Raw genomic sequence first — 25,279 nt, forward strand, 5'->3', positions numbered from 1 at the left:
TTGCGCTTATCGCGACCACTAGGATGCTTCACGATGACGATGCGACAAAAACTCTGGATCACGGTTGGCCTGATGTGGCTGGGAATGTTGATTCTGGTGGGCTGGATGGCCCTGGAGAAGCGCGAGACGCTGATGGCCGAACGCGTGAGCAGCCTCAAGAGCTTCGTGGGTAGCGCCCACACCCTGGTCGAGCGCTACGTCGAACGCGCCGCCAACGGCGAATTCTCTACCGAAGCTGCCCAGAACTTCGCACGCAAGAATCTATCGGCGCTGGACCTCGACGGCAGCTATGTCTACGCCTTCGACAGCAACATTCATCTGGTCTATCACCCCAAGCGCGAGATCGGCACCGACATGAGCGGGTTCCGCGATGACAACGGGGTCTATTTCTATCGTGAACTCAAGGCGCTGGCGGACTCGCCCGACGATGGCACGCTGGAATACAACTCGACCAATGCCGATGGCGAAGATGTGTCCCGTCTCAACTACGTGCGCTACGTGCCCGAGTGGGACTGGTACCTGGCTGCCAACGTCTACATCAGCGACATCCAGCAGGCGTTCTGGGCCGGCGTGCTCAAGATGAGCCTCATCGCCGGCGTGATCGGTGCGATCATCACGCTGATCATGGGCTGGATCATCCGCAGCGTGCTGGGCGATCTGGGCGGCGATCCGCGGCAGGCCCGCGATGCGGTCAAGGGCATGGCCGAAGGCGATCTCACCACCTCGCTGAGCATCCGAACGGGCGACCAGCGCAGTCTGCTCGCCGCCATCGAAGGCATGCGCACCCACCTGGCCGAATCGATGGGCAACATTCGCCACGCCTCGACCACCATTACCGTCGGTGTCGGCCAGATTCACAACGGTAACCAGGATCTGGCAGCGCGAACCGAGCAGCAGGCGGCCTCCATCGGCGAGACCGCCTCCAGCATGGAGGAACTGACCCAGACCGTGCGCCAGAATGCCGACAATGCCCGCCAGGCCAGCGGTCTGGCTGGCGAGGCCCGTACCACCGCCACCGAAGGCGGCGAGATGATGGATCAGGTCGTCTCGACCATGCAGGGCATCACCGACAGCTCGCGTCAGGTCACCGAGATCGTCGGCGTGATCGACTCGATCGCTTTCCAGACCAATATCCTGGCGCTCAATGCCTCCGTCGAAGCGGCCCGGGCCGGCGAGCAGGGGCGGGGTTTCGCGGTGGTCGCCAACGAAGTGCGCACGCTGGCCAGCCGCAGCGCCGATGCCTCCCGCGAGATTCGCGGGCTGATCGATGCCTCCAATCGCAAGATCGATGCCGGTTCCGAGATCGTGGCGACGGCAGGCGATACCATTCGCCGCGTGGTCGAGGCCGTGTCGCGCATGACCGATCTGATCGAGGAGATCTCGGTCGCTTCCGGCGAGCAGTCCAACGGGATCGATCAGGTCAACGAGGCGGTGGTACAGATGGATCAGGTGACCCAGCAGAACGCCTCGCTGGTACAGCAGGCTTCCGCCGCCGCCTCGACGCTCAACGCCCAGGTCGCGACGCTGGAACAGGCCCTGGCCGGCTTCAAGATCGCCAGCGTCGACTACGACAACCTGGTGGCGCGATACCGCTCGCCGACCCCGGCGGCCACGCCACGGCAGCTGCCGTCGGCTTCGTCGCCAAGCCCCGTGTCGCCAAGCCCCGTGTCGACAGCGCGCTCGACGTCGGACGATAACGACGACTGGGAATCGTTCTAGGAGAATCTCCGAGCCCATCGCGGCGCGAGATGATCCGCACGGCACATCGGGTTATGGTGGCGGCATCTCGCGATACGGAGTGCCCACAGGTGGCGACCATCCCAATCTCTCTTTCGTGGCGCCGACTCGTCGGCGCCATCGTCTTCATGCTGCTGCTGGCGGGCGTCATGACCGAGGCGCGCGGCGAGGCGATTCCGATCACCTTTCCCGACAGCGTCCAGCAGGGCTCGATGGTGATCGGTCGCGTGCCGCCGGGCAGCCGGGTTCAGGTAGCCGGGCATGCGCTGCGTGTCACCGGTTATGGCACCGTGGTGTTCGGCGTCGGGCGCGATGCCAGCGGCGCCGAGACCGTCGATATCACGACACCCGACGGGCGCAGTCGCCAGATATCGGTTGCGATCACGCCTCGGGACTGGCCGATCGAGCGCATCGACGGCGTGCCGCCCAAGACGGTCTCGCCGCCACCGGAGATCGCCCAGCGCATTCGGCGCGAGCAGGCCGCCGTCAGCGCCGAGCGCGCGCGCAACGACGATCGGGTGGGTTTCGCCCAGACCTTCCTACGGCCGGTCGAGGGCCGCATCAGCGGACGCTTCGGCAACCAGCGAATCTACAACGGCACGCCGGGTTCGGCGCACTCGGGGATGGACATCGCCGCCGCCGAGGGCACGCCGGTCAAGGCCCCGGCCAGCGGCGTGATCACCTTTGCCGATGACCTCTATCTGACCGGCGGCACGATACTGCTCGACCACGGCTACGGCGTCAGCTCCAACTTTCTTCACCTCTCGCGGATCGACGTCGATGTCGGCGACAGCGTCGAGCAAGGAGACGTGATCGGTTTGGTGGGATCGACCGGACGCGCCACCGGGCCCCACCTGCACTGGGGCATGAACTGGTTCGATACCCGCATCGACCCGCTGCTCGTACTCGACAGGGCACAATGAGCTGAGCTTCGTCTGAACAATCGGTGAGCGATGGCCAGACCGGGGCGCGTAGCCAAGGCAAAAATTGGCGAAAACGGACCGGGCTGGCGTTCGAGCCGATTTTTAACGCCGCATGGGCGAGCGCAGGCATTTTTCAGCCGACGCTCAACGTTTCCAGTAGCCCGTCACCAGATGCTGCCCCTTCTGCAGCCCGAACTCCTGCTTGAGACGCTTGCGCAGGCGCTGACTGACGTCCGCTTCGCCGGCGAACCAGACGAACAGGTCGTCTCGAACCGCCGGCATCGCCTTGACCACCGCAGAGGCGAGCTGCTCGCTGGGCGCATGGCCGCGACAGCGGTGACGCCAGCTGACGCGGCAGTGATCCGAAATCGGCAGCTCCACCTCATCCACCGGCGATTCGACCTCCAGCCACGCTTCGACACGGGCGTGGGCCGGCAGCGTCTCCAGTAGCCGCGCAATGGCGGGAATGGCGGTTTCGTCCCCCGCCAGCAGATAATGCGACGCATCGGCGACGCCACGACCGTACGGACCGGCCATGCCGCAGACATCGCCCGGCCTGGCGCGACGCGCGAAATCTCCACCGGGCCCCGGCGCGTCATGGAGCAGAAAGTCGATCTCGATCTCGCCGCTGGCGACATCCAGGCGGCGAATGGTGTAGTAGCGAATCTCGGCCCGCTGATCCTCCGGCGGCCACTGGGTGCCGCCTTCCGCGGTCGGCCGCGGCCACTGGGGACGATCGATGCCCTCAGGTGGAAAATGCAGGCGTACGTGCCACTCTTCCGGATGATCGAAGCGTGCCAGGTTTTCGCCGGCCAGCGTCAGTCGGCGGATGCTGGGGCTAAGGTCCTCGATTCGCGCCACTCGCATCTCGCGGAAGTTGGCGAAAGTGGGCGCGGCAACGACGTCACCGTGCCAGTGCAGCGGCAGCGCATTCTCGCCGGCAAACTGCGACACGTAGTATTCGATGATCCCGCGCAGCGTCTCCAGGCCGTCCCGCGCCTCGGCACGGGCTTCCATGTGCAGACCCACGCGAATGTTGGCGAAATGCGCTTCGCCCCCCGGTAGCTCGATGACCGTTCGCGTGTCATCACCCTGATAGAGCACATCGTACTCATCCAGAAACGCTCTCAGGCGCAATTGAAAATTATTTACATCAGTGAGCGTCAGTGTGGCGTCGCAGCGAAGTGCAGTCATGATGTCGGATCGTCTGGCGGAGTGGGAACGAGAGTCGGGCAACGAGCCGGCAGGAAGCCGACGGCCTCAGCCTATCAGAAAAGGCGTGATGGTGGGAATCAGCGCAGGATGCCCCCGCTCCGGGGCTATAACCGGGACGGGGGCATCTCGAAATCGCTCAAGCCTGTGGCGACGATTCGCCGATCAGGCGGCCGCTTCGGCATAGCGACGATTGACTTCGTCCCAGTTGACGACGTCGAAGAACGCAGCGATGTAGTCCGGACGCTTGTTCTGATACTTCAGGTAGTAAGCGTGCTCCCAGACGTCCAGGCCCAGAATCGGGGTCAGGCCTTCCATCAGCGGGCTGTCCTGATTCAAGGTATTGATGACCTTGAGCTTCTTCTCCGGGGTGACCACCAGCCACGCCCAGCCACTACCGAAACGCCCGGTAGCCGCTTTCTTGAACTCTTCCTTGAAGGCCTCGAAACCGCCCAGCTCGCTTTCGATGGCTTCGCCCACCTTGCCGGTCGGCTCGCCACCGCCATCCTTGGACATCACGGTCCAGAACAGGGAGTGGTTGGCATGCCCGCCACCGTTGTTGATAACGGCTTGGCGCTTGTCCTGCGGCACCTTGTCGATATCGGCCATTAGCTTGTCGACCGGCACGTCCTCGAGGCCCGTACCTTCCAGCGCGGCGTTGAGGTTGTTGATATAGGTCTGATGGTGACGGGTGTGATGAATCTCCATCGTCATTGCATCGATCTTGGGTTCCAGCGCGTCATATGCATAAGGTAGCGACGGTAGGCTATGAGCCATGATCAAAACTCCCATTCATGAGGAGGCATTGCCCGGCGTGGGCGCCTCTCGGGTCAATCAAAATAGTGAGCAACGCGTCTCGGTGTCAAGCAGGCCCGAAGGCTGTCACGCGTTGCGCATTCAGAGCAGTACCCTGATTTTAAAGCCTATTTCCAAAGATTTTTCGAAGCGCTGAACCACTGTCCTCAGCGCTTCGGCAAATCTCCAGCGCGTTTCTGATAGATGGCGTGCCCGGCGACGGCTTTCAACCCCGTTCGGCATTTTTCTTGCCGAATGGAACACCCGGAACGCGGTCAGGCGGCCAGGCTTCAGCGAATGGCCGGCACCATCGGCCGGTAGTAGCGATCCCACAACAGCACGCCACCGGCAACGCCGCCGGGCAAGAGAATCAGGTTGAGTACCGGCACCCAGGTCGCCACCGACATGCAGGCGCCATAGGTCAGCGTCGGCCACCAGCGCGCGCGCAGGCGACGGCGCATGTCGGTGAAGCCGACCTGATTGTTGTCCATCGGGTAATCGAGATACTGCACGGCCATCATCCAGGCCGAGAACGCCGCCCACAGAAACGGCGTGATCAGATTCAGGCCCGGCACGAAGCCCAGCAGGAACAGTGCCGCCATGCGCGGCAGAATGTAGCCCAGCTTGACCAGTTCACGCCCCAGCGCATCGACACCGGATTTGACCAGGCCGCGCTCGTCGCTCGGTGGCCGCCCGGTGACGCGGGTTTCCACTTTCTCGGCCAGGAACCCGTAGAACGGCGCGGCGATCAGATTGGAGACCAGCGTGAAGGTGAAGAACACGATCAGGGCCAGCGCCGCCACCAGCAGCGGCCAGATCAGCCACTCCAGCCAGGTGAGCCACTCCGGCACCTGGCGCATGCCGTAATCCAGCCAGCCGCCGAAATTCTCGAACAGATAGAAAAGGGTGCCACCGTAAAGCAGCACGTTGACCACGATGGGGCCAATCACGTAGCGGCGCAGGCCGGGTTCGAAAACCAGACGCGTGCCTTCGATAATCGCTTTCAGGGGATAGATCATGCCGAATCCGTCGACCAGACAGTATGTTGCGTGATCGACACGCTAACACAGTCCCGCCGATGAGGCGTCAATGCAGCGACAGCCAGTGCCGCCCCTGGTACCGGTTCGGCGCTAGCGGCCGCGCAGGGCTTCCGCGTCGAGCTCTTTCTTCGAGATATGGCGAATATCGTGGCCCTTGACCAGATAGATGACATGCTCGGCGAGGTTGTCGGCGTGATCGCCGATACGCTCCAGCGCTCGCAGTACCGTCATCACGCTCAGCACGCCGCCGATGGAGCGTGAATCTTCCATCATGAAGGTCGCCAGCGAACGCATGGCGGTGGTGTATTCGCTATCCACCGAGGCATCTTCCTGAACCACTTTCAGCGCCAGTTCGGTATCGAAACGGGCGAAGGCGGTCAACGCATCGCGCAGCATATGGCCGACGTGCTCGCTGATATGACGGATCTCGATGCTGCCCTGGGGAATCCGTCCGGCCTCGATCAGGTCGATCGCATTGCGCGCGATCTTGTTGGCTTCATCACCCATGCGTTCGAGATCGTTGGTGGCCCGGATGACCGCAATGACCAGGCGCAAGTCGGAGGCAGCCGGCTGGCGCCGGGCCAGAATCCGCACGCACTCCTCATCGATCTTGAGCTGCATGTCGTTGACGCTGCTGTCGTTGTCGCGCACCCGTATCGCCAGTTGGCTATCGCCATCCAGCAGTGCCGTCAGGGCTTCCTGAAGCTGTTTCTCGACCAGTCCGCCCATCGCCATCAGTTGGGTCTTGATGGCTTCCAGGTCCTGATTGAACTGCTGCGAGATGTGCTGACTGTGGGTATCGCTGGTGATATCCATGCGTGGCTCCAAATGAGAGGCGCGACGAAAAACAGGGGACGCGACGAACGTTTTACGACCTATCTCGCCATTCTGGCACAACAGTATTGCAAACAGATGACGACGTCGGCATTGGGCTGACCCGGCAGCGGCGTGACCCGCGCCTGGTCACAGCGGCGTGAGCTTGGCGAAGCCCAGCACCAGCCACTTGTCACCCTCGCCTTCGAAGCTGACGTGAACCCGGGCGCGCGCGCCTTCGCCCTCGGCATCGAGGATCACGCCCTCGCCGAACAGCGGATGGCTGACCCGCTGACCGAGCGATAGCGATGGCAGATCGTCGCCGCCTTCGATGCCCTGCTGGCGTGCCGGCCCCACGTTCGGCCGCGACGTCACCGGTCGCGATATCTGGCCGCGCAGGCGCACTTCCTCGAGCAGCTCCTCGGGCACCTCGCGCAGGAAGCGCGACGGGCGCGCCATCGTTTCGCGACCGTGCAGACGGCGAATCTCGGCGTAGGTCAGATAGAGCTTGCGCATGGCGCGGGTCATGCCGACATAGCAGAGCCGGCGCTCCTCCTCGAGGCGCCCCGGCTCCTCCAGCGACATCTTGTGCGGGAACAGACCCTCCTCGATGCCGGCCACGAACACCACCGGGAATTCCAGCCCCTTGGCCGAGTGCAGCGTCATCATCTGGACGCAGTCCTCGAACTCGTCGGCCTCGTGATCGCCCGCGTTGAGCGCCGCCTCGGCCAGGAACGGTTCCAGCGCCGCGGCACCTTCGCCGACCTCCTGCAGATCGATCGGGTTGGCCTGCGCATTCTGCGAGAACGCCCGCGCCGCGTTGACCAGTTCCTCCAGGTTCTCGACCCGCGCCTGACCTTTCTCGCCCTTCTCGCTGCGATGATGTTCGATCAGACCGGAAATCTGGAGGGCATGGTCGATGATCTCGTACAGCGCCATGCCGGCGGTGTCGTTATCGAGCCGCTCGATCAGCTCGGCGAAGGCGTTAACCGCATTGCCCGCGCGACCCTTCAGCGTACCGTCGCTCAGGCTGTCGTGCAGCGCCTGCCACAGCGACACGTTGGTATCGCGGGCGCGGCCACGCAGGATCTCCACCGTACGCGTGCCGATGCCTCGCGCCGGCACGTTGATCACCCGCTCCAGCGAGGCGTCGTCCTCGCGGTTGAGCAGCAGCCGCAGATAGGCCAGCGCGTTCTTGATCTCGAGGCGCTCGTAGAAGCGCTGGCCGCCGTAGATACGATACGGCACGCCGCTGCGAATCAGCGCTTCCTCGATCACCCGCGACTGCGCGTTGGAGCGGTAGAGAATCGCCATCTCGCGGCGGGAAAAGCCGTTACGCGACTGCTCGCCGATGGTATCGACGATGAAGCGCGCCTCGTCGAGATCGTTGAAACCGGCGTAGACCGAGATCTTTTCGCCGGTCTCGCCATCGGTCCACAGCTCCTTGCCCATGCGCCCGCTGTTCTGACTGATCAGCGCATTGGCGGCATCCAGAATCACGCTGGTGGAGCGATAGTTCTGCTCCAGGCGGACCGTCCGGGTATTGGCGAATTCGCTCTCGAAGCGGCGAATGTTCTCGACCTTGGCCCCGCGCCAGCCGTAGATCGACTGATCGTCGTCGCCGACCACGATCATGCAGGCACGATCGTCATCGCTCCCTCCATTGCCATCGGCGCCCGCCAGCAGCTTGAGCCAGGCGTACTGGAGGGTATTGGTGTCCTGGAATTCGTCGACCAGGATGTGCCCGAAGCGCTCGCGATAGTGCTTGAGCAGCGCTGGCGTATCCCGCAGCAGTTCCAGGCTGCGCAGCAGCAGCTCGCCGAAGTCGACCAGCCCGCCGCGCTCGCAGGTCAGCTGATAGAGCTCGTAGAGCTCGACCATCTTGGCCATGTACGGGTCGCCATGGGTCGCCACCTGCTGCGGACGCAGCCCCTCTTCCTTGCAGCCACCGATGAAATACTGCACCTGCTTGGGCGGATAGCGCTCGTCGTCGACGTTGTGGTCCCGCAGCAGACGCTTGACCAGCCGCAGCTGATCGTCGCTGTCGATGATCTGGAAATGCTGGGGCAGCCGCGCGTCGTGCCAGTGCGTGCGCAGCAGGCGATGGGCGATGGAGTGAAAGGTGCCGACCCACATGTTGCGAAGCGTCGCGCCCTGCAGCGCCTCGAGACGCGTCCGCATCTCGCGGGCGGCCTTGTTGGTGAAGGTCACCGCCAGAATGGCGTAGGGGGAAACGCCTTCGGCCTGCAACAGCCAGGCGATGCGGTGCACCAGTACCCGGGTCTTGCCCGAGCCGGCACCGGCCAGCACCAGCATATTGCCGGGCGGCGCGGCGACGGCCTCGCGCTGATTGGCATTGAGGGAGTCGATTAGTGCCGAGACATCATCCATTGGAAACCGTGCGGGGCCTGCTGCTGGAAATAGAGAAGAGCGCGCCAGCTTAACATAGCCGGCCCGCTCCACCTGACACGACGCCTGTTGGCAACTGCCGCCGCTGACTGGCGTGGGCGATCAGCGCTTCTGCGCCGTGGCGGCATCCTCGGCGGCAGCGCGGATCGCGGCATCCTGCGGACGAGCGCTCGACGAGCCGGATGCATTACCACCGGCCGTCCCGGCCGATGCCTTGCCGGCCGACGAAGAGGCGGCGGCTGGCGATGCGGAAGACGAGGCAGAAGATTTCGCTGCCGTACCGGACGCCGTGGGCGCCGTCGCCGAGGGCGTCTTCACCGGACCCGTTGCCCGGGAAGCCGATGCGGGAGAAGCGGTAGAGGTGGCCGCTGTCGCTGTCTTGCGGTTTTCGTCGGCAGGCGATGCCTCGTTCTCCTCGCCATCGGCCCGCAGATCCTGAGTGATCGCTTCGGGCTTGGGCGGCGGCTCGATCACCGTCTCGTGGTGCATGTCGGCCAGTTTCTCGGCGCCCCTGGCGACATGGTGATACATCTCGCGATAGTCCTCGACCATCCGCGTCATGGTCGCGGAGACCTGCTCGAAGTGCTCGCGAACGTCTTCCTTGTAGACCTTGTGCTCGCGATTGAGCTCACGCATCGGTTCGGTATTGTGGCCGCCCATCTTGGTGCCCAGCCAGTAGCCGACCAGCACCCCTATGGCCCCCACGGCCACCGCGATGGCAATCCAGGGCCCTACGCCAATGCTCTCCATAAATCAGCCGCCTCTTGAGTGATTGAAAGAAAAATCGTCGCTACGTCGCTACACCAGCGTAAGCATGACAGTGAAGACCGGTCGCATAGCGGATTGGTTCATTACCTAAGCATAGTTGGAAACCCGATTGCCAGTCCGGGCCCGGCCCTGTGGTTTCGGTACGGCCTCGATACGACCTCGATACGGTCTCGCCATGGCCTCAATGGAAATCGCGACTCCGCGTACTCAGACCCTCCAGCAGCCCGGTAAGATCGGTCAGACGCCTGGCAATGACATGGCGCACGCCCGCCTGGGACTCCAGCTTGCCGATCACCCGCAGCAGTCGGGATTCGAGCAGTATCCGGCGATAACGCACGGCAAGATGCGGCCAGACCACGACATTGACCATGCCGAATTCGTCCTCGAGGGTAAGAAAAGTCACCCCCTTGGCGGAACCGGGGCGCTGGCGCCCGATCACCAGGCCGGCGATCGCCACGCCGATATCGCTCGGTAGCTCGGCGAGGCGTTTCGAATCCACCACGCCGCCCAGACCGCGAGTGCCCTCCGCCCGGCAGCGCTGGCGCAGCAGCGACATCGGATGCGGCCCCAGCGTGGTGCCGAGTGTGGCGTAGTCCGCCTTGATCGCCTCCCCGACTTCGAGGGTCGGCAGCGCGAACGTCTCCTCTTCGGTCTCGACCTCGGAAAACAGCGGTAGCGAGGTCTCGATCCCGGCCGCGGCCCATCGCGCCTGATGGCGATCCCCGGCCAACCCCTCCAGCGCTCCGGCATCGGCGAGCCGTGAGAGCACCGCCCGCTTGACGCCGGCTCTCGCCGCCAGGCGTTCGACGCTATCGCAATCAGGCGTATCGCGAGCGGCCAGCAGCCGCTCGCCGTCGCTCTCGGCCAGGCCCTTGATCATGTGCAGGCCGAGCCGGATCGCCAGCCCGCCGGTGCTGTCAGGGGCAACCTCCAGCGTGCTCTCCCACCGGCTCTGGCGAATGTCGACCGGGCGAACCTCGACGCCGTGGCGGCGGGCATCCTGCAGCACCTGATCCGGCGAATAGAAGCCCATTGGCCAGCTGTTGATCAGGGCGCAGGCGAAGATCTCCTGCTCGTGGCATTTGAGCCAGCAGCTGGCGTAGGTGAGCAGGGCAAAACTGGCGGCGTGGGATTCGGGAAAGCCGTAGCTGCCGAAGCCCTTGATCTGTTCGAAGATGCGCTCGGCGAAGCTCAGTTCGTAGCCGCGCTCGAGCATCCCCTCGACGATGCGTTTGCGATGAGGCTCGAGCCCGCCGTGACGCTTCCACGCCGCCATCGAACGCCGCAGCTGGTCGGCTTCGCCGGGGCTGTAGCCAGCCGCCTCCACCGCCAGCGCCATCACCTGCTCCTGAAACAGCGGTACGCCCAGGGTACGCTCGAACACCGCTTTTACCGCCTCGGAAGGATAGGTCACGGGTTCCTCGCCGTTACGGCGCTTGAGGTAAGGGTGAACCATGTCGCCCTGAATCGGCCCCGGGCGCACGATCGCCACCTCGATTACCAGATCGTAGAACGTGGCCGGCTTGAGCCGTGGCAGCATCGCCATCTGCGCGCGGGATTCGATCTGGAACACGCCGACGGTGTCGGCACGCTGGATCATGGCGTAGGTTTCGGGGTCCTCGGGTGGCAGATCCGCCAGGCCGTAGTCGCGGCCGCGATGCTGTCTGAGCAGGTCGAAGCTGCGCCGCAGTACCGTCAGCATGCCCAGCGACAGCACGTCGACCTTGAGCAGGCCGACCAGATCGAGATCGTCCTTGTCCCACTGGATGACGGTACGCTCGGGCATGGCAGCGTTCTCCACCGGTACCAGCGTCTGCAGCGGCGCATCCGAAATCACGAATCCGCCCGGATGCTGAGAGAGATGGCGCGGAAAGCCGACCAGCGTGGCGGCCAGTGCCAGCAGACGCTTGAGCATCGGCTCCTGCGGCTCGAAACCCTGCTCCTCGAGGCGTGCCGCATCGGGGATCACATCGGTCCAGCGTCCGGCACAGCGGGCCAGTTGATCGATGCGCTCCGGCGCGAAGCCCAGTGCCCGGCCGATATCGCGAATCGCCCCGGCGGCATGGTAGTGACTGACCACGGCGGTCAGCGCGGCGCGATGGCGCCCGTAGCGGCGAAAGACGTACTGGATCACCTCTTCGCGGCGCTCGTGTTCGAAATCGACATCGATATCCGGCGGCTCGTCGCGCTCGCGGGAGATGAATCGTTCGAACAGCAGCGCCGTTTCGGCCGGGTCGATGGAAGTGATGCCCAGCGCGAAGCAGACCGCCGAGTTGGCCGCCGAACCGCGCCCCTGGCACAGGATCTGCCGGCGGCGCGCGAACGCCACGATATCGTGAACGGTCAGAAAGTAGTGCTCGTAGCCAAGTTCCTCGATCAGCGCGAGTTCGTAGTCGATCTGCCGGGAAGCCTTCTCCGGTACACCCGCCGGCCAGCGACGAACGCAGCCCTCGAGCGTCAACTCGCGCAGCCACTCGGCCGGCGTCTTGCCGGCCGGCACCACCTCGTGGGGATAGGTGTAGCGGAGCGCGCCGAGATCGAAATCGCAGCGCGCCGCCAGCGCCGCGCTCGCGGCCATCAGTTCGGCGGGGTAGATCGCGGACAGCGCGTCGCGGCTGCGCAGATGGCGCTCGCCGTTGGCGAACAGGGTGTCACCCGCCTCGAACACGCTTCGATGATGGCGAATCGCGGCGAGGCAATCCTGCAGCGCCCGCCGGCCGCGGGCGTGCATGTGAACGTCCCCCGTCGCCAGCGCCGGTATGCCCAGCGCGTCGGCCAGGGCCTGCAGCTGGGCCAGGCGCGCGGCGTTGTCGCAGCCATTCTCGAAGCCGTAGTGGAGCTCCACCGCCAACCACAGCCGATCGGGAAAGGCGCGTGCCAGCCGCTCGCCCACCTCATGATCACCCATCTCGCAATCCGCCACGGCGCAGGGGATCCACAGCGCGAACAGGCCCTCGCCGCCGTCGAGCTCGTCAAGGTCGGCTTCGAGCAGCCGATACTCGCCCTTGGGCGCGCGACCGCGTACGCGGGTGATCAAGCCGCAGAGCGCTTCGTAGCCACGCTGGTTCTCCACCAGCAGCACCAGCTTGATGCCGCATTCGGTGCGAAACTCGGCGCCGACGATCAGGTCGATGCCATGCGTCCGCGCAGCCTGCCAGCCACGCACGATCCCCGCCAGCGTGGCCTCGTCGGTGATCGCCAGCGCCCGATAGCCGAGCCGGGCGGCGCGCTCGAACAGCTCCTCCGCGGTGGAAGCCCCGCGCTGGAAGCTGAAGGCGGAGAGACAGTGCAGCTCGGCGTAGGGCTCTCTAAAGGCGCCCGAACCCGCGCCTGTCGACTCACGGGCGCCCGAAGCGGCAGCGTCGGGCCGCGATAAGGCGGCAGCGTCGGGCCGCTGTAAAAATCCATCGTTCATCCGAACCACCCGTGCAGATACCATCCCTGCCGCCCTGGTTCGCACCAGACCCAGGCATGACGACCGTCGGCCCACTGGGCCAGATAGTAGTCGCGCCGGATGTCGCCGCCGTCCCACCAGCCGCTTTCGATCCGCTCCGGGCCCGCCAGCAGCTGCACCACGTCGTCATCGCAGCGCTGGGGCACGCTGGCCAGCCAGCCCGGGCGCGGCGCGCCGGCGCGGGCGTCTCGCGCCCGCGGGCCAGCGCCATGGAGCACCGCCATTTCCGGGCGGTGTTCGCGATACTCCACCAGCGGCTTGAGCACCGGCTCGCCCAATCGCGCCACCAGCCGCTGATGCAGCGTTGCCCAGGCCTGGGCCTGACGTGCCGGCCCCTCCAGCAGTTCCCGCCGGATCGGCGCATAGGCCGACAATCGAGGCGCGAAAAGCGTCAGGCGCATGACCGGGCCGGCGAGACGCACGCGCTCCAGCTGCGAACGGGTCAGCTCGAGCAGGGTGTCGGGATCTCGCTGCGCCGACACCAGGCCGATCTCGACGGGCTGGGCCGGGCCATCTTCCAGCTCGAACATCAGCCGGAACCGCTCGACGCCCGCATCCTGGCCCATCAGAAACACGCTCAGCTCCTGCAACAAGCGCTTGAGCGGAAAGGTGAGGCCCGTGATGGCATAGACCGGTCGATCGAATTCGAAAGTGCGCGAAAACCGCGGCGTCGGGCGGTGGTAGTCGAGCGCCAGCGGCCACTCCCCGCGCAGTTCGCCCAGATGGCGCATCAGGCCGGCCCCGAAACGTCGGGCCAGCGCACTGCGGGGCAGGGCGAAAAGCTCGCCCAGACGCTGGAATCCGCTGCGTTTCAGGGTCTGCACAATGTCTCGATCGGCATCGATGCTCCCCAACCCGGCACGCTCGAGGCGTAGCGTCGCCAACGCCGACTCCAGCCCGCCCTCGTCCACCGCCAGGCCGTCGTGGGCATTGACCAGCACGCGTGCCGCCGCCGGATTGTGCGCGATCACCAGGCGGTGGGAAAAACCGAGCTCGGCGAGTTCCGCCCGCAGTCGCGCTTCCAGACGCGGCCACGGCCCCAGCAGGTCGAGACTGCTGGCGATCTCGAACACCAGCGCGTGGGGATAGTGAAGACTGACCTGAGCGCTGAAACCGTAGGCCCAGGTCGCCAGACGCCGCCGCCAGCGCTCCACCGACTCGGCGTCGAAGGGCGCCGTCTCGAGCCGCTGACTCGAACCGGATCGAGACCCCCTATCTGGCGCGGCGTTGGGCGCCTTGGAAAGCGGCGCGGCGTCGGGCGCCTTAAAAAGCGGCGCGTTAAACAGCGCCTCGGCGAAACCGCGCGCCTGGCCGGGTTTGACCCCCTGATCGCGGGCGGCACGATTGGCAGCGCGAATGCATTGACGCGGTGCCGGCCCGTCGATCAGCGCAAAGGGTGCCTCGGGATTGGCCCGGCGGCGCAGCGCGCCCTCCAGGGCCAGGCGCGGAAACAGCAGGCAGACCCAGCGCATGGGGTCACGCTCCGGCGCCGAAGGCGATTCGCCGCGCAGGGGCAAAGCCACCGCGACACTTGAGGATCTCCAGCTCGGCATGCCGGTGCAGTCGTATTCGCAGCGGCGCCGGCGAGGCTTCGGGCACTTTCGCCAGCGGCCGATGGACGAACGCCAGCGTATCGCCGCTCGCCGCCGCCACCTGCAGCCGGCGCATGAGACGGCTATCGGCCTGTGGCAGCCAGGCAACGACGACGGCACAGCAGCCGGCGCGCAGGCACTGCTCCGTCGCCCACAGCGCTTCGCGACCCTGCACGTCCAGCCAATGGCACTGTTCGAGCGCTACCCCCGCCTGCCGCCACGCCGCCGGATACGGCACGCCCGGTGGCGACACCAGTACTATCGGACGGCCTTCGCGGGTCATCCGCGAGAGTACCGGCCACAGCAAGGCCAGTTCCCCGTTACCGGCGCCCGTCGACAGCAGCTCACTGATCGCGGCCGGCGGCCAGCCGCCGCCCGGCAGGATCGCATCGAGCTGGGCATGTCCGCTGGCAACCGCTTCGCCACGATCGCTATCGACGCCAGCCTGAGCGCGCCAGACCTGGCGGCTGTCGAGCAGAGCCTTCAAGCCGTTCATCGCGGCTTCCTGGTGCAGTAAGGCAACGTACCGGAAGGCAAAGTACGGGAAGACAACGTGCAGGGGCGCCAAACCGGCAATCCGTGATGATGATAATCGTGACGAAGCGACATGGTGACGACCAGACGTGACGAATCGGAAGACTCAGTGTCGCCTAGAAAACCATTTACTGTCTATATATACAGTTTCAGGAAGCGCAAAAATCCTCGCCCGACAGCGAGCCATGCGAGCAAAGTCGAGGCTTGGCTCGCATGGCCGGTGGGGACAGAAAAATGACGGTGGAGCAGAAAAATCAGGAAACGTTGTTGGACACTCTCAGCGACCCCAGACTGCGCTTGATCGCCTTGAGCTGATCGGTGATCTGCGGGCCGCGATTCTTGGCCACGCCGACGGCCAGCACGTCGATGGTCAACAGATGAGCGATACGCGAGGTCATCGGAATGTAGACCTCGGTGTCCTCCTGTACGTCGACCGGCAATGGCAGAGTCACCTCGCGGGCCAGCGGCGAATCGCTGGGGCACAGGCCGATCACGGTAGCGCCGGCCTTGACCGCGGTCTTGGCGCTGGCGATCAGCGCCCGGGTACGGCCGGTCTGGGAGATCGCCACCACCACGTCACCCGCTTTCAGCGTCGCGGCGGACATCGCCTGCAAGTGCGGATCGGAATAGGCCGAAGTGTGGATCTGGAGACGGAAGAACTTGTGCTGGGCGTCGGCGGCCACGATTCCCGAGGCACCGTATCCGTAGAACTCTACCCGGTTGGCCACCGCCAGTGCGGCGATCGCCTTGCCCAGCGCCTCGTTGTCGAGGCAATCGCGGACTCGCTCGAGGGTTTCGATGGTGCCGTCGAAGATGCCGTGGGAGAACTCGGCCACGCTGTCGCCATCGTTCATGGTGAACTGGGCGTACTGGCTGCCCTTGGCCATCATCTGCGCCAGCTTGAGCTTGAACTCCTGGAAGCCGGCCATGCCCATGGCGCGGCAGAAGCGCACCACCGTCGGCTCGCTGACCTGTGCCTCGCTGGCCAGATCGGTGATCCGCATCAGGATCACTTCTTCCGGATTGCGCAGCACGAAGCGCGCCACCTTCTGCTCGGAGCGGCGCAGACGATCCATGTGCACACGCAATTCATCGAACAGTGAACGGCTCATGACTGGCCCTCGGGTGACGGCATCAGGCGGTCTCGTCTCTTCAGGTTTCCATAGGGAGATCGACGGCTAGTGTTTTCGACGTCTCCGTCTTTTCGACACTGTCTCCTCGACACTGTTTTTTCAACACTGTCTTTTCAACACTTAGGTGCTGCCTGAAAAGTCGACGAGCGAAGGCCAGGCAAGGCAAAAATCGGCGAAAACGCTTACGGGGTGTCAATGAGCATTTTGACCGGGCTGACGCACCAGCCGATTTTTAACGCCGCATGGGCGAGCGCAGTACTGTTCAGACATGCCTAGTATGCCCGAGTCGTGCTGGCGGAACACCTCGGCACGGCGCGTCGGCAGCATGAAAAAAGCTAACCGTCACGACCTTGTAATGTTCTGTATAGTATGCATGTCGGGCGCGACCCGACAGATCCGAGGATGCCAGGAGATTCGATCATGCCTACCATCGAACATCTTCACTCCCTGAAGAGCGAAATTCTCGACATTTTCATGACGTTGGAAGTCAGCGAACACGAGCAGCGCAAGCGCAAGGCCGCCGTTCGCTATCTGAAGGCCCGCCGCGGTATCGAGCAGCGTCGGGAAAAGCGCCAGCTGGCGGAAGAGATTGCCGAACTGCCGGAGTAGCAGCCGGCAGCGCGAATACCGCTCCCAACGAGCGGCGGCCGTTACCCTAGAAGGACAACGGCCGCGGCCTGCCCTGTCGGCACTCGCACCGACGGGAGCGTTCGTTTCACGCCAAAGAGATGTGATCTTCGCGACAGGCCGGCGGCAACCGTGGCGAGCGACGGCTCACCACGGTTGCGCGTTGTCTCACAGGCTGTTGAAGAACACCACGATCACGCCGATCGGCGCCACGTAGCGCGTCACGTAGTGCCACAGCACCCGCCCCTTCGGCCCCAGGCCCAGCTCCTGTTTCACCTCTTCGCTATCCAGGAACCAGGCGGTGAAGACGATGGCGGCCAGCCCCGTCAGCGGCAGCATCAGCTTGCTGGTCAGCGCGTCGAGCAGATCGAAGACGTTGAGGCCGAACGGCTGGAAGCCGGACCAGACGTTGAACGCCAGCAGCGCGGCAATGCCCAGCGCCCAGGTCGCCAGCGCCGCGACGAAGGCCGAGGCGATACGCGACAGCGGCGTGCGCTCTTCCAGGAATTCGGTCACCGGCTCCAGCAGCGAGATCGCCGAGGTGATCGCGGCCACGGTCAACAGCGCGAAGAAGAGCGTCCCGAACGCCAACCCCCACGGCATGTCGATGAACGCCAGCGGCAGGGTGACGAACAGCAGGCCCGGCCCGGCGCTCGGATCCAGGTTGTTGGCGAACACTACCGGGAATATCGCCATGCCGGCGCCGAGCGCGATGACCGTATCCAGAATCACCACGGTGCGCGCCGTCTTGATCAGGTTGACCTCCTGCCCCAGGTAGGAGCCGTAGGCCATCATGATCCCCATCCCCAGCGACAGCGTGAAGAACGCATGACCCAGCGCGGCGAGCACGACGCCGCCGTTCAGCTTGCTCCAGTCGGGCGAGAACATGAATCGGGCCGCCTCGCCGAAACCGGCGGTGGTCGCACCGAAACCGATCAGCAGGATCAGCGCCACGATCAACAGCGGCATCAGCCACTTGGCCGCCCGTTCTAGACCGCCCTTGACGCCGCCGGCGACGATGCCGAAGGTCAGCAGCATGAAGATCGTGTGCCAGAACAGCAGCGTGCCCGGCTGGCCCAGCAGCGTGGTGAAGTAGTCGCCGACATCGACGCCACTCGACCGGCCCAGATCGCCGGTCAGCGTGCTCCAGGTGTAGTTGAGCGACCAGCCGCCGACGACGCTGTAGAACGACAGAATCAGAAACGACCCCAGCACACCGGCGATCCCCACCAGTACCCAGTCGGGAGACAGCTTCGAGTCGCGGCTGAGCTTCTGCATGGTGTTGATCGGGTTGGACTGCCCACGTCGGCCCAGCAGCCATTCGGAAACCAGGATCGGCAGACCGATCAGTGCGATGCAGACCAGATAGACGAGCACGAACACGGCGCCGCCGCTGTCGCCCACCATGTAGGGGAACTTCCAGATGTTGCCGAGACCCACCGCCGAACCGGTCGCGGCCAGGATGAAGGCCGTGCGGGAGGACCACTGCGCATGGGTATGGGATTGCTTGGCCATGAATTCACCATCGAGTATTGCTGTTGTCGGAATACCGCCCCTTCGGGAGGCCGGACCCGGTGTCGTTGTTAGAACCCGGAGCGTCTCCGGCCGCTTGGCGTTGGCGGCAGCTTCGGGCAGTTTGGCTTTGGCGGCAGCGTCAGGCCGCTTGAAAGCTTTGGCGGCAGCGTCAGGCCGCTTGAAAGCTTTGGCGGCAGCGTCGGGCCGCTTGAACAGAAACGCGCGGATTATACCGACTCGATCTCGTTTCATCCGTTTTTCCTCCGCAAAATGGCCAAAACAGGTGAAAAGCGTCCCGAAAACGCAACGATCGCGCGCGAAGCGCGGGGGCGCCCGAACTTTCCGGGCTCGAGCGCTGGGTCAGGCGCGGTGGCCGGAATCGGCCAGCCGTGACTGGTGCGCGAAATGTCGCGTGTTCTTGTAGGGCATCTTCATGTAGCCGGACACGCCGAGCCCGTCGATCTGCGGTACCGCCGCCAGCAGCGTTTCCAGACAGTTGCGGAACTCGTGCTCCCGGGCCGGATCGAGCAGGCGGTAGTAGCTGTGGATCTTCAGATGCGTCGGCAACGCCTCGAAGATGATCATGCCGGTGTGATGGATGGCGTTGAGCCGGGACAGCGCCTCGATCATTACCGGTGGCAGACGCAGAAACTCCTCGGGGTCCGGGCCGTCCTCGAAGTAGGAGTGTTCGCGGCCGGTGTCCTCCAGCTCCGGCGTGGGGCTGACCTCGTAGGGAATGACGCTGGCCGCCGCGGGTACGAAAGGCTGCGAGGCGTCGTCACGGTCGACGTGCAGGGTTCGCCGGGCGTTGAACAGGCACGCCTTGAACACGCCGTCGCGGCGGCGAATCGCCCGGGCCAGGGTGATCATGTTGTTCACCGCCGCGACGAAGGCCGTCCGCAGCGACGGTTCGTTGAGACTCAAGGTGGTATCGAACTCGACGCCGGCGTCGCTCCAGCGCACCGCCAGACCACCGACCACCGGATACTTTCCCAGTCGTCCCACCGCCACCAGGAAGGCCTTCTCGAGATCGCCCATGCCCTGCATGAAATGCTTGTAGTAACGGTCGAACTGAACGTCATTGATCGCGCTCAAGGTGTCGTCGCGGTCCCGCCCGCGCAAGGCCGTGTCATGCAGAACGTCCTCGCGCAGAAACGCCTTGCGCGAGCTGTAGACCACCGTCTCGATCTCCTGCTCCAGCGAGCGCACCCACACCGGCACCAGCGGGATCTCAGGCGCCGGCGACGGCTCACGCAGAATGGTGCGGGCGATCCGCGGCATCTGCCGGAGGAAATAGTCTCCGGCCCGGCGACGCAGTGCGGCATCATCACTGAGCATGGCCTCCAGCATCCGGGCGAACTCGATCGGCAGGCCCAGCGAGGTCGCCGGGATCGTGCCGTGGCCGAAGCGGCTGGACTGCGCGGTGGCGAGCGCATAGAGCGTGGCGGCGGTGCCCTGTTCATCGAAGCGCGGCGACGACAGCGCGCCGTTCAGCTGTTCTTCGCCGATGTAGTAGACATCGCCCATGCGGGCGTTGGTGTGCTGAAGATCGGCAGACATCAGCGCCATCACGTTGCGCGACAGGAACTGGCCCTCGGCATCGAGCTGGGCAAAGACCGACGAGCCCCAGTCGATCAGCGCGACCTGCTCGGTTCGCGCATCGAACATCAGATTCGAGGGTTTGATGTCCCCGTGTACCACGAGTCGCCCTTCTCCCGATTCGCGGCGCAGCGTGCGCAGAATGTCCGCCAGCTGCGCCGCGATCCTGATCACCAGGCGCGGTGCCAGCCGTCCCTCGCGTAGCGAAAACTCCTCCAGATTGATGCCCGGCGCACGCGCCATCACCAGCATCGCCTGATGGCGCAGGGTGCGATAGGCGATCAGTTTGGGAACGCGGGGATGATCGACCTGTTCGAGCATGAACGCCTCCTCCTCGAGGCGCTCGTGGAACGACTGCGGCAGATTCTGGCGGGTGAACTTGAAAACATGGCTGTTGCCGGCACCATCGATGCCCGCGAAGACGAAGCCGTAGGCCCCCTTGCCCACCAGCTCGACCTCGCGATAGCCGACCTGGGCAAGCTGGTGACGGCAGCGCTCGATCCACTCGCGCAGCTGGCGTGCCTGGCTCTGGCTGAGCAGATAGACCGACTGCTCCTCGGGGATGTAGAACTGCTGCAGCTCCGTCGGCCTGTGCCCGGATGTGGCCATGAGGTCAGCGCAGATCCGCCAGCATCGTCTCCGGCGCTTCCAGGTAGCCCTTCCAGCGATTGCAGAAGCGCGCCATGGTGCCGCCATCGAGCACCCGATGATCGCCGGACCAGGTCACGGTCATGATCGCGCGGGAGACCACCGAACCGTCCACGGCGAAACGCGGCAAACGCTGAACGCGGCCGAGCGCGACGATCGCCACCTCCGGCGCGTTGATGATCGGCATGGCATAGGTGCCGCCCAGCACGCCGATGTTGGAGATGCTGATGGTGCCGCCCTTGAGATCGCTCGGTTCGACCCGCCCGTCGCGGGCGGCACGGGTCAGACGCTCCACCTCGGCCGCCACTTCGCGCAGGCTCAGCCGCTCGACGTGCTTGACGTTGGGCACCAGCAGTCCGCTGGCGCTGTCCACCGCCATGCCGATATGGCAGGCGGCCTGGTAATGAATGGCGTCGGCAGCCGCACCGAGCCGGCAGTTGAGCAGCGGAAACTCCGCCACGGCCAGGGCCAGCGCTTTCATCAGCAGCGGCATCAGCGTCAGCCGCTCGCCGCGCGCTTCGAAATCGCCCTTCAGGCGTTCCCGCAGCGCCAGCAGTTCGGTGACATCGAACTCGTCGCCATAGGCGAAATGCGGAATCGTCGACGCCGCCTCGCTCATCCGCCGGGCCATCACCGCGCGCACGCCGCGCAGCGGCTCGACGCGTTCGCCGCAGGAGGCAGAATCGGTAGCCGTCGTAGTCTGGGGATCCGAAATTGCGGCCGGCTCGGGGCGCCATTCCTGATGCTGTTGCTGCCGAAACGCCAGCACGTCCTCCTTGAGCACCCGGCCATCCTTGCCGCTACCGGGAATCTCCTCGAGGCTGACACCGAGTTCACGCACTCGCCGGCGCACGGCCGGACTGGCCGGAATGCGTCGGCGGCCGGTATCCGACGAAGACATCGCCGTCGCGGCCTGCGCGACTGGGGACGACGACGCCATGGAAGTCTCGTCACTCGCCCGGGTCGTCGCGGTTTCAACGGCAACGTCCTCGGCATCACCGGCGTGCGTCAAGTAGGCGAACAGCGGCGAATGCACTCGGGCGATCTCGCCAAGCTGGCTGTAGCGCCGCACCAGCCGCCCCGCCTCCGGCGCGGTGATCTCCATCACCGCCTTGTCGGTGCTGACCTCGACCACCGGTTGATCCTCGGCGATCTCGTCCCCCTCCTGGACGTGCCAGGCCACCACTTCGCATTCGACGATGCCTTCACCGAGATCGGGCAGCAGGAAATCGCTCACTATCACCTCCTCTCTCAGAAATTCATCGTACGGTGGATGGCGTCGAGAACCTTCAACGGCCCCGGCATGTACTCTTTTTCCAGCGTCAGCGGGAATGGCGTGTCCAGCCCGGTGACTCGCTCGATCGGCGACTCCAGATAGAGAAAGCAGCGGCTCTGGACCGTCGCCGCGATTTCGCTGGCGAATCCCCCGGTCAGCGGCGCCTCGTGGCTGACGATCAGCCGCCCGGTCTTGAGCACGGACTGCACCACCGTCTCGATATCCCACGGTACGATGGTGCGAAGGTCGATCAGCTCGCAGGAAACGCCTTCCTTCTCGGCCATCTCGGCCGCCTGCTCGATCACTTCCATCTGCGCGCCCCAGGCCAACAGGGTGATATCCGATCCTCCCTTGACCACCTCCGCCTGGCGCAGCGGCAGCTCGTAGTCGTCGTCCGGCACCTCGCCCACCGACGCGCGGTAGAGACGCTTGGGCTCGAAGAAGATCACCGGGTCCGGCGCGCGGATCGAGGCCAGCAACAGCCCCTTGGCCTGATGCGGATTGCGCGGCACCACCACGGTGATACCTGGCATATGCGCGAAATAGGCTTCCGGCGACTGCGAATGGTAGTGGCCGCCGGCGATACCGCCGCCGTAGGGCGCCCGCACGGTCAGGCCGCCGACATCGAACAGGTTGCCGGAGCGATAGCGGAACTTGGCGGTCTCGTTCACCAGTTGATCGAACGCCGGATAGATGTAGTCGGCGAACTGGATCTCGGCGACCGGCACCGAGCCCTGCGCCGCCAGACCGTTGGCGAAGCCGACGATGCCCTGTTCGACCAGCGGGGTATTGAAGCAGCGTGCGCGGCCGTACTTTTCCTGAAGATGGCTGGTGGCGCGGAAAACGCCACCGAAAATGCCGACATCCTCGCCGAAGCAGAGCACGCGTTCATCGGCGGCCATGGCGGTATCGAGGGCATCGTTGACGGCCTGGAGCAGATTCATTCGGCTCATGCGCCGCCCTCCTCTGAATGAGCGGCTTGTGGGTGACCGGCCCGTCCGGCAGGCGCTTCATCCAGCCACGGCGCACTCTTGGGGTAGGCGTCGGGGTGACGACGAATATGCGCTTCCAGCTCGTCGAGCTGCTCGCGCAACAGCGGCGGTGTCTCTGTATAGACGTCGGTGACCAGCGTCTCGAGCGCCGGCGGGCGACGTTTTTCCGCCTGTTTCATGGTTTCCAGCACTTCGCGCCGCAGCGACTCGGTCAGCTCGCGCTCCTCCTCCTCGTGCCACCAGTCGCGCTCGATCAGCCAGCGCTGCATCCGGCGCAGCGGGTCTTTCCTGTGCCACGACTCCTCTTCCTTCTTGCTGCGATAGCCGGAGGGATCGTCGGAGGAGGAGTGGGCGGCCAGGCGGTAGGTCATCGCCTCGATCAGGACCGGCTCGTTCTCCTCCACCGCCAGCCGTCGCGCCTCGCGAGTCGCTTCGAACACCGCCAGGATGTCGTTGCCGTCGACGCGGATCGACTGCATCCGATAGCCGAAGGCGCGGGCGGCGATGCCGTCACCGGCGAACTGCTCGGTGACCGGCGTGGAGATGGCGTAACCGTTGTTGCGACACAGAAAGATCACCGGCACCTTGTGCACCGACGCCATGTTGAGCGCCGCGTGAAAATCCCCCTCCGAGGCGGCGCCCTCGCCGAAGATCGTCAGCGTGCAGTTGCCGTTGCCGGCCAGCTTCTGGCCGTAGGCATAGCCGGTGGCCTGGGGAATCTGGGTCGCCAGCGGCGAGGAGATCGTCAGGTAGTGAAGATCCTTCGAGCCGTAGTGGATCGGCATCTGACGCCCATGGGCGGGGTCGCGCTCGTTGCCGAACAGCTGATCCATGAACTCGTCGGTGGTGAAGCCGCGATAGGCCAGCGCGCCCTGCTCGCGGTACTGCGCCATGATCATGTCGGCGTCGTCCAGCGCCGCCGTACTGCCGATCACCGCCGCCTCCTCCCCGGTGCACTGCATGTAGAAGCTCAGCCGGCCCTGACGCTGGGCCGCCAGCATGCGTTCGTCGAGCACCCGGGTGTAAAGCATCGCGCGATAGATGCGCCGCGCCGTCGGTTTGTCGAGAGAGATCGGCCCGGCGCCCGCGTACACCGTGCCATCGGGCTTGAGCAGGGTAAAAACGGGAATCTGGATGTCGTCGCCGTTGGCGAAAACCGGTGTGTGCACCGGTTTCACCGTGGGTTGGGTCTTCTTCATCTGTACTTCCCCGAGATCGATGGCCGTGGTTCGAGCGGCCTCGTGAGCGGCCCTTCCCACGTCTCCTCACGCATGCCCGACGAGTCGGGAAGCCACCGGTTCGACGGTCGCCTTGGCCTATGACCTTGACGTTAATGTCAACCTGTCGCCATCCGACCTTGGTCTTTCAGCACTAGGTCCTATTTCCCGGTCGCGTCGGCCCCGCTAGAACAGGCCAAGGTTCCACCCGGGAGATCACCCCATGCAGCTGGCTGAGCACACCTTCATCGTTACCGGCGGCGGCTCCGGGCTGGGGGCGGCGACGGCACGAATGCTGATCGAAGCCGGCGCCAGCGTGGCGCTGGTCGATCATGACGCGCAAGCGGCCAGCGCCCAGGCGCAAACGCTGGGCGAGAACGCCCTGGCGGTGCCGGCAGACGTCACCTGCGGGGACGACGGCGAGCGCGCCATCGCCGAAACGCTGGCGCGCTTCGGCGCCGTTCACGGATTGATCAACTGCGCCGGCGTCGCCCCGGCGGAGAAGATCCAGGGCAAGCGCGGCGTGCACGGCCTCGACAGTTTTCGGCGCACGATCGATATCAACCTGATCGGCACCTTCAACATGCTGCGTCTGGCCGTTTCGGCAATGCAGGAAAATTCCACCGACGCTGACGACGCCGAACGCGGCGTGGTGATCAATACCGCTTCGGTGGCCGCATTCGAAGGACAGATCGGCCAGGCCGCCTATGCCGCCTCCAAGGCCGGCGTTATCGGCCTGACCCTGCCCGCCGCCCGAGAGCTGGCGGTTTCCGGCATTCGGGTCATGGCGATCGCACCGGGCATCTTCGATACCGCGATGATGCAGGGCATGCCCGCCGAGGTACGCGAAGGCCTCAACGCCAAGGTGCCGTTTCCCAAGCGCCTGGGCCACGCCGAGGAGTACGCCTCGCTGGTGCGCCAGATCCTCGAGAACCGTTATCTCAACGGCGAGGTGATTCGGCTCGACGGCGGCATTCGAATGAATGCCAGTTGAT

Annotated in this window: 19 protein-coding genes; 4 read left to right on the forward strand and 15 right to left on the reverse strand. The window is 65.0% G+C overall.

Annotated elements, in window-relative coordinates:
* The first annotated feature begins 33 nt into the window (after window positions 1–33).
* Both BTW07_RS20285 and BTW07_RS16670 read left to right on the forward strand, forming a co-directional pair.
* Window positions 34–1,719, forward strand: a complete 1,686-nt coding sequence (locus tag BTW07_RS20285; protein WP_075571311.1) for a methyl-accepting chemotaxis protein — start codon at window positions 34–36, stop codon at window positions 1,717–1,719.
* An 89-nt stretch (window positions 1,720–1,808) separates the two neighbouring features.
* A complete protein-coding gene (locus tag BTW07_RS16670; protein WP_198651222.1) occupies window positions 1,809–2,660 on the forward strand; it encodes a M23 family metallopeptidase in 852 nt (283 codons plus the stop codon).
* A 144-nt stretch (window positions 2,661–2,804) separates the two neighbouring features.
* On the opposite strand, the gene BTW07_RS16675 is transcribed toward BTW07_RS16670, so the two are convergent.
* The 10 genes from BTW07_RS16675 to hexR all read right to left on the reverse strand — a co-directional run bounded on the left by BTW07_RS16675 (window position 2,805) and on the right by hexR (window position 16,389).
* A complete protein-coding gene (locus tag BTW07_RS16675; protein ID WP_075571312.1) occupies window positions 2,805–3,854 on the reverse strand; it encodes a siderophore-interacting protein in 1,050 nt (349 codons plus the stop codon).
* Window positions 3,855–4,037: 183 nt separating this feature from the next.
* The gene (locus tag BTW07_RS16680; protein WP_075571313.1) at window positions 4,038–4,649 is read right to left on the reverse strand and encodes a superoxide dismutase; all 612 of its coding nucleotides are present in this window, start codon (window positions 4,647–4,649) and stop codon (window positions 4,038–4,040) included.
* Window positions 4,650–4,957: 308 nt separating this feature from the next.
* A complete protein-coding gene (cysZ, locus tag BTW07_RS16685) occupies window positions 4,958–5,686 on the reverse strand; it encodes a sulfate transporter CysZ (RefSeq protein WP_075571314.1) in 729 nt (242 codons plus the stop codon).
* A gap of 111 nt (window positions 5,687–5,797) precedes the next feature.
* A complete protein-coding gene (gene phoU / locus BTW07_RS16690) occupies window positions 5,798–6,523 on the reverse strand; it encodes a phosphate signaling complex protein PhoU (RefSeq protein ID WP_075571315.1) in 726 nt (241 codons plus the stop codon).
* Between the two features lie 147 nt (window positions 6,524–6,670).
* The gene (gene uvrD, locus BTW07_RS16695) at window positions 6,671–8,911 is read right to left on the reverse strand and encodes a DNA helicase II (protein ID WP_075571316.1); all 2,241 of its coding nucleotides are present in this window, start codon (window positions 8,909–8,911) and stop codon (window positions 6,671–6,673) included.
* A 120-nt stretch (window positions 8,912–9,031) separates the two neighbouring features.
* Entirely contained in the window at window positions 9,032–9,679 is a 648-nt protein-coding gene (locus tag BTW07_RS16700; RefSeq protein WP_075571317.1) for a ZapG family protein, read from the reverse strand.
* Between the two features lie 199 nt (window positions 9,680–9,878).
* Window positions 9,879–13,112, reverse strand: coding sequence for an error-prone DNA polymerase (locus BTW07_RS16705; protein ID WP_083941989.1), 3,234 nt, complete (start codon window positions 13,110–13,112; stop codon window positions 9,879–9,881).
* Window positions 13,109–14,623 carry a Y-family DNA polymerase gene (locus BTW07_RS16710; protein ID WP_075571318.1) on the reverse strand — a complete coding sequence of 505 codons (1,515 nt, stop codon included), beginning with the start codon at window positions 14,621–14,623 and terminating at the stop codon, window positions 13,109–13,111. The genes BTW07_RS16705 and BTW07_RS16710 overlap by 4 nt, the downstream gene beginning before the upstream one ends.
* Window positions 14,624–14,627: 4 nt before the next feature.
* Window positions 14,628–15,239, reverse strand: coding sequence for a translesion DNA synthesis-associated protein ImuA (gene imuA / locus BTW07_RS16715; protein WP_075571319.1), 612 nt, complete (start codon window positions 15,237–15,239; stop codon window positions 14,628–14,630).
* Window positions 15,240–15,531: 292 nt separating this feature from the next.
* Window positions 15,532–16,389 (reverse strand): transcriptional regulator HexR, encoded by an 858-nt coding sequence (gene hexR, locus BTW07_RS16720; RefSeq protein WP_075571320.1) that lies wholly within the window; start codon window positions 16,387–16,389, stop codon window positions 15,532–15,534.
* 441 nt (window positions 16,390–16,830) lie between these two features.
* Between hexR and BTW07_RS16725 the strand changes: the two genes are divergently transcribed.
* Window positions 16,831–17,019, forward strand: coding sequence for a PA3496 family putative envelope integrity protein (locus BTW07_RS16725; RefSeq protein WP_075571321.1), 189 nt, complete (start codon window positions 16,831–16,833; stop codon window positions 17,017–17,019).
* Between the two features lie 186 nt (window positions 17,020–17,205).
* On the opposite strand, the gene BTW07_RS16730 is transcribed toward BTW07_RS16725, so the two are convergent.
* The 5 genes from BTW07_RS16730 to BTW07_RS16750 all read right to left on the reverse strand — a co-directional run bounded on the left by BTW07_RS16730 (window position 17,206) and on the right by BTW07_RS16750 (window position 24,266).
* A complete protein-coding gene (locus BTW07_RS16730; protein ID WP_075571361.1) occupies window positions 17,206–18,552 on the reverse strand; it encodes a sodium-dependent transporter in 1,347 nt (448 codons plus the stop codon).
* A gap of 360 nt (window positions 18,553–18,912) precedes the next feature.
* Window positions 18,913–20,760 (reverse strand): protein kinase domain-containing protein, encoded by a 1,848-nt coding sequence (locus tag BTW07_RS16735; RefSeq protein ID WP_075571322.1) that lies wholly within the window; start codon window positions 20,758–20,760, stop codon window positions 18,913–18,915.
* A 4-nt stretch (window positions 20,761–20,764) separates the two neighbouring features.
* Window positions 20,765–22,036 (reverse strand): 2-oxo acid dehydrogenase subunit E2, encoded by a 1,272-nt coding sequence (locus tag BTW07_RS16740; protein WP_075571323.1) that lies wholly within the window; start codon window positions 22,034–22,036, stop codon window positions 20,765–20,767.
* A gap of 14 nt (window positions 22,037–22,050) precedes the next feature.
* The gene (locus BTW07_RS16745; protein ID WP_075571324.1) at window positions 22,051–23,028 is read right to left on the reverse strand and encodes an alpha-ketoacid dehydrogenase subunit beta; all 978 of its coding nucleotides are present in this window, start codon (window positions 23,026–23,028) and stop codon (window positions 22,051–22,053) included.
* On the reverse strand, window positions 23,025–24,266 hold the full coding sequence (locus tag BTW07_RS16750) for a thiamine pyrophosphate-dependent dehydrogenase E1 component subunit alpha (RefSeq protein WP_075571325.1): 1,242 nt from the start codon (window positions 24,264–24,266) through the stop codon (window positions 23,025–23,027). The genes BTW07_RS16745 and BTW07_RS16750 overlap by 4 nt, the downstream gene beginning before the upstream one ends.
* A gap of 241 nt (window positions 24,267–24,507) precedes the next feature.
* On the opposite strand from BTW07_RS16750, the gene BTW07_RS16755 reads away from it, so the two are divergent.
* Window positions 24,508–25,278 (forward strand): SDR family NAD(P)-dependent oxidoreductase, encoded by a 771-nt coding sequence (locus BTW07_RS16755; RefSeq protein ID WP_075571326.1) that lies wholly within the window; start codon window positions 24,508–24,510, stop codon window positions 25,276–25,278.
* Window position 25,279: the final 1 nt, after the last annotated feature.

This window comes from Salinicola socius (assembly GCF_001937195.1).
Classification (GTDB): Bacteria; Pseudomonadota; Gammaproteobacteria; order Pseudomonadales; family Halomonadaceae; genus Salinicola; species Salinicola socius.

Coding starts and splice junctions, on each gene's coding strand:
- BTW07_RS20285 (WP_075571311.1), top strand. CDS start 34: ATGACGATGCGACAAAAACTCTGGATCACGGTTGGCCTGATGTGGCTG.
- BTW07_RS16675 (WP_075571312.1), bottom strand. CDS start 3,854: ATGACTGCACTTCGCTGCGACGCCACACTGACGCTCACTGATGTAAAT.
- BTW07_RS16680 (WP_075571313.1), bottom strand. CDS start 4,649: ATGGCTCATAGCCTACCGTCGCTACCTTATGCATATGACGCGCTGGAA.
- cysZ (WP_075571314.1), bottom strand. CDS start 5,686: ATGATCTATCCCCTGAAAGCGATTATCGAAGGCACGCGTCTGGTTTTC.
- phoU (WP_075571315.1), bottom strand. CDS start 6,523: ATGGATATCACCAGCGATACCCACAGTCAGCACATCTCGCAGCAGTTC.
- uvrD (WP_075571316.1), bottom strand. CDS start 8,911: ATGGATGATGTCTCGGCACTAATCGACTCCCTCAATGCCAATCAGCGC.
- BTW07_RS16700 (WP_075571317.1), bottom strand. CDS start 9,679: ATGGAGAGCATTGGCGTAGGGCCCTGGATTGCCATCGCGGTGGCCGTG.
- BTW07_RS16705 (WP_083941989.1), bottom strand. CDS start 13,112: ATGAACGATGGATTTTTACAGCGGCCCGACGCTGCCGCCTTATCGCGG.
- BTW07_RS16710 (WP_075571318.1), bottom strand. CDS start 14,623: ATGCGCTGGGTCTGCCTGCTGTTTCCGCGCCTGGCCCTGGAGGGCGCG.
- imuA (WP_075571319.1), bottom strand. CDS start 15,239: ATGAACGGCTTGAAGGCTCTGCTCGACAGCCGCCAGGTCTGGCGCGCT.
- hexR (WP_075571320.1), bottom strand. CDS start 16,389: ATGAGCCGTTCACTGTTCGATGAATTGCGTGTGCACATGGATCGTCTG.
- BTW07_RS16725 (WP_075571321.1), top strand. CDS start 16,831: ATGCCTACCATCGAACATCTTCACTCCCTGAAGAGCGAAATTCTCGAC.
- BTW07_RS16730 (WP_075571361.1), bottom strand. CDS start 18,552: ATGGCCAAGCAATCCCATACCCATGCGCAGTGGTCCTCCCGCACGGCC.
- BTW07_RS16735 (WP_075571322.1), bottom strand. CDS start 20,760: ATGGCCACATCCGGGCACAGGCCGACGGAGCTGCAGCAGTTCTACATC.
- BTW07_RS16745 (WP_075571324.1), bottom strand. CDS start 23,028: ATGAGCCGAATGAATCTGCTCCAGGCCGTCAACGATGCCCTCGATACC.
- BTW07_RS16750 (WP_075571325.1), bottom strand. CDS start 24,266: ATGAAGAAGACCCAACCCACGGTGAAACCGGTGCACACACCGGTTTTC.
- BTW07_RS16755 (WP_075571326.1), top strand. CDS start 24,508: ATGCAGCTGGCTGAGCACACCTTCATCGTTACCGGCGGCGGCTCCGGG.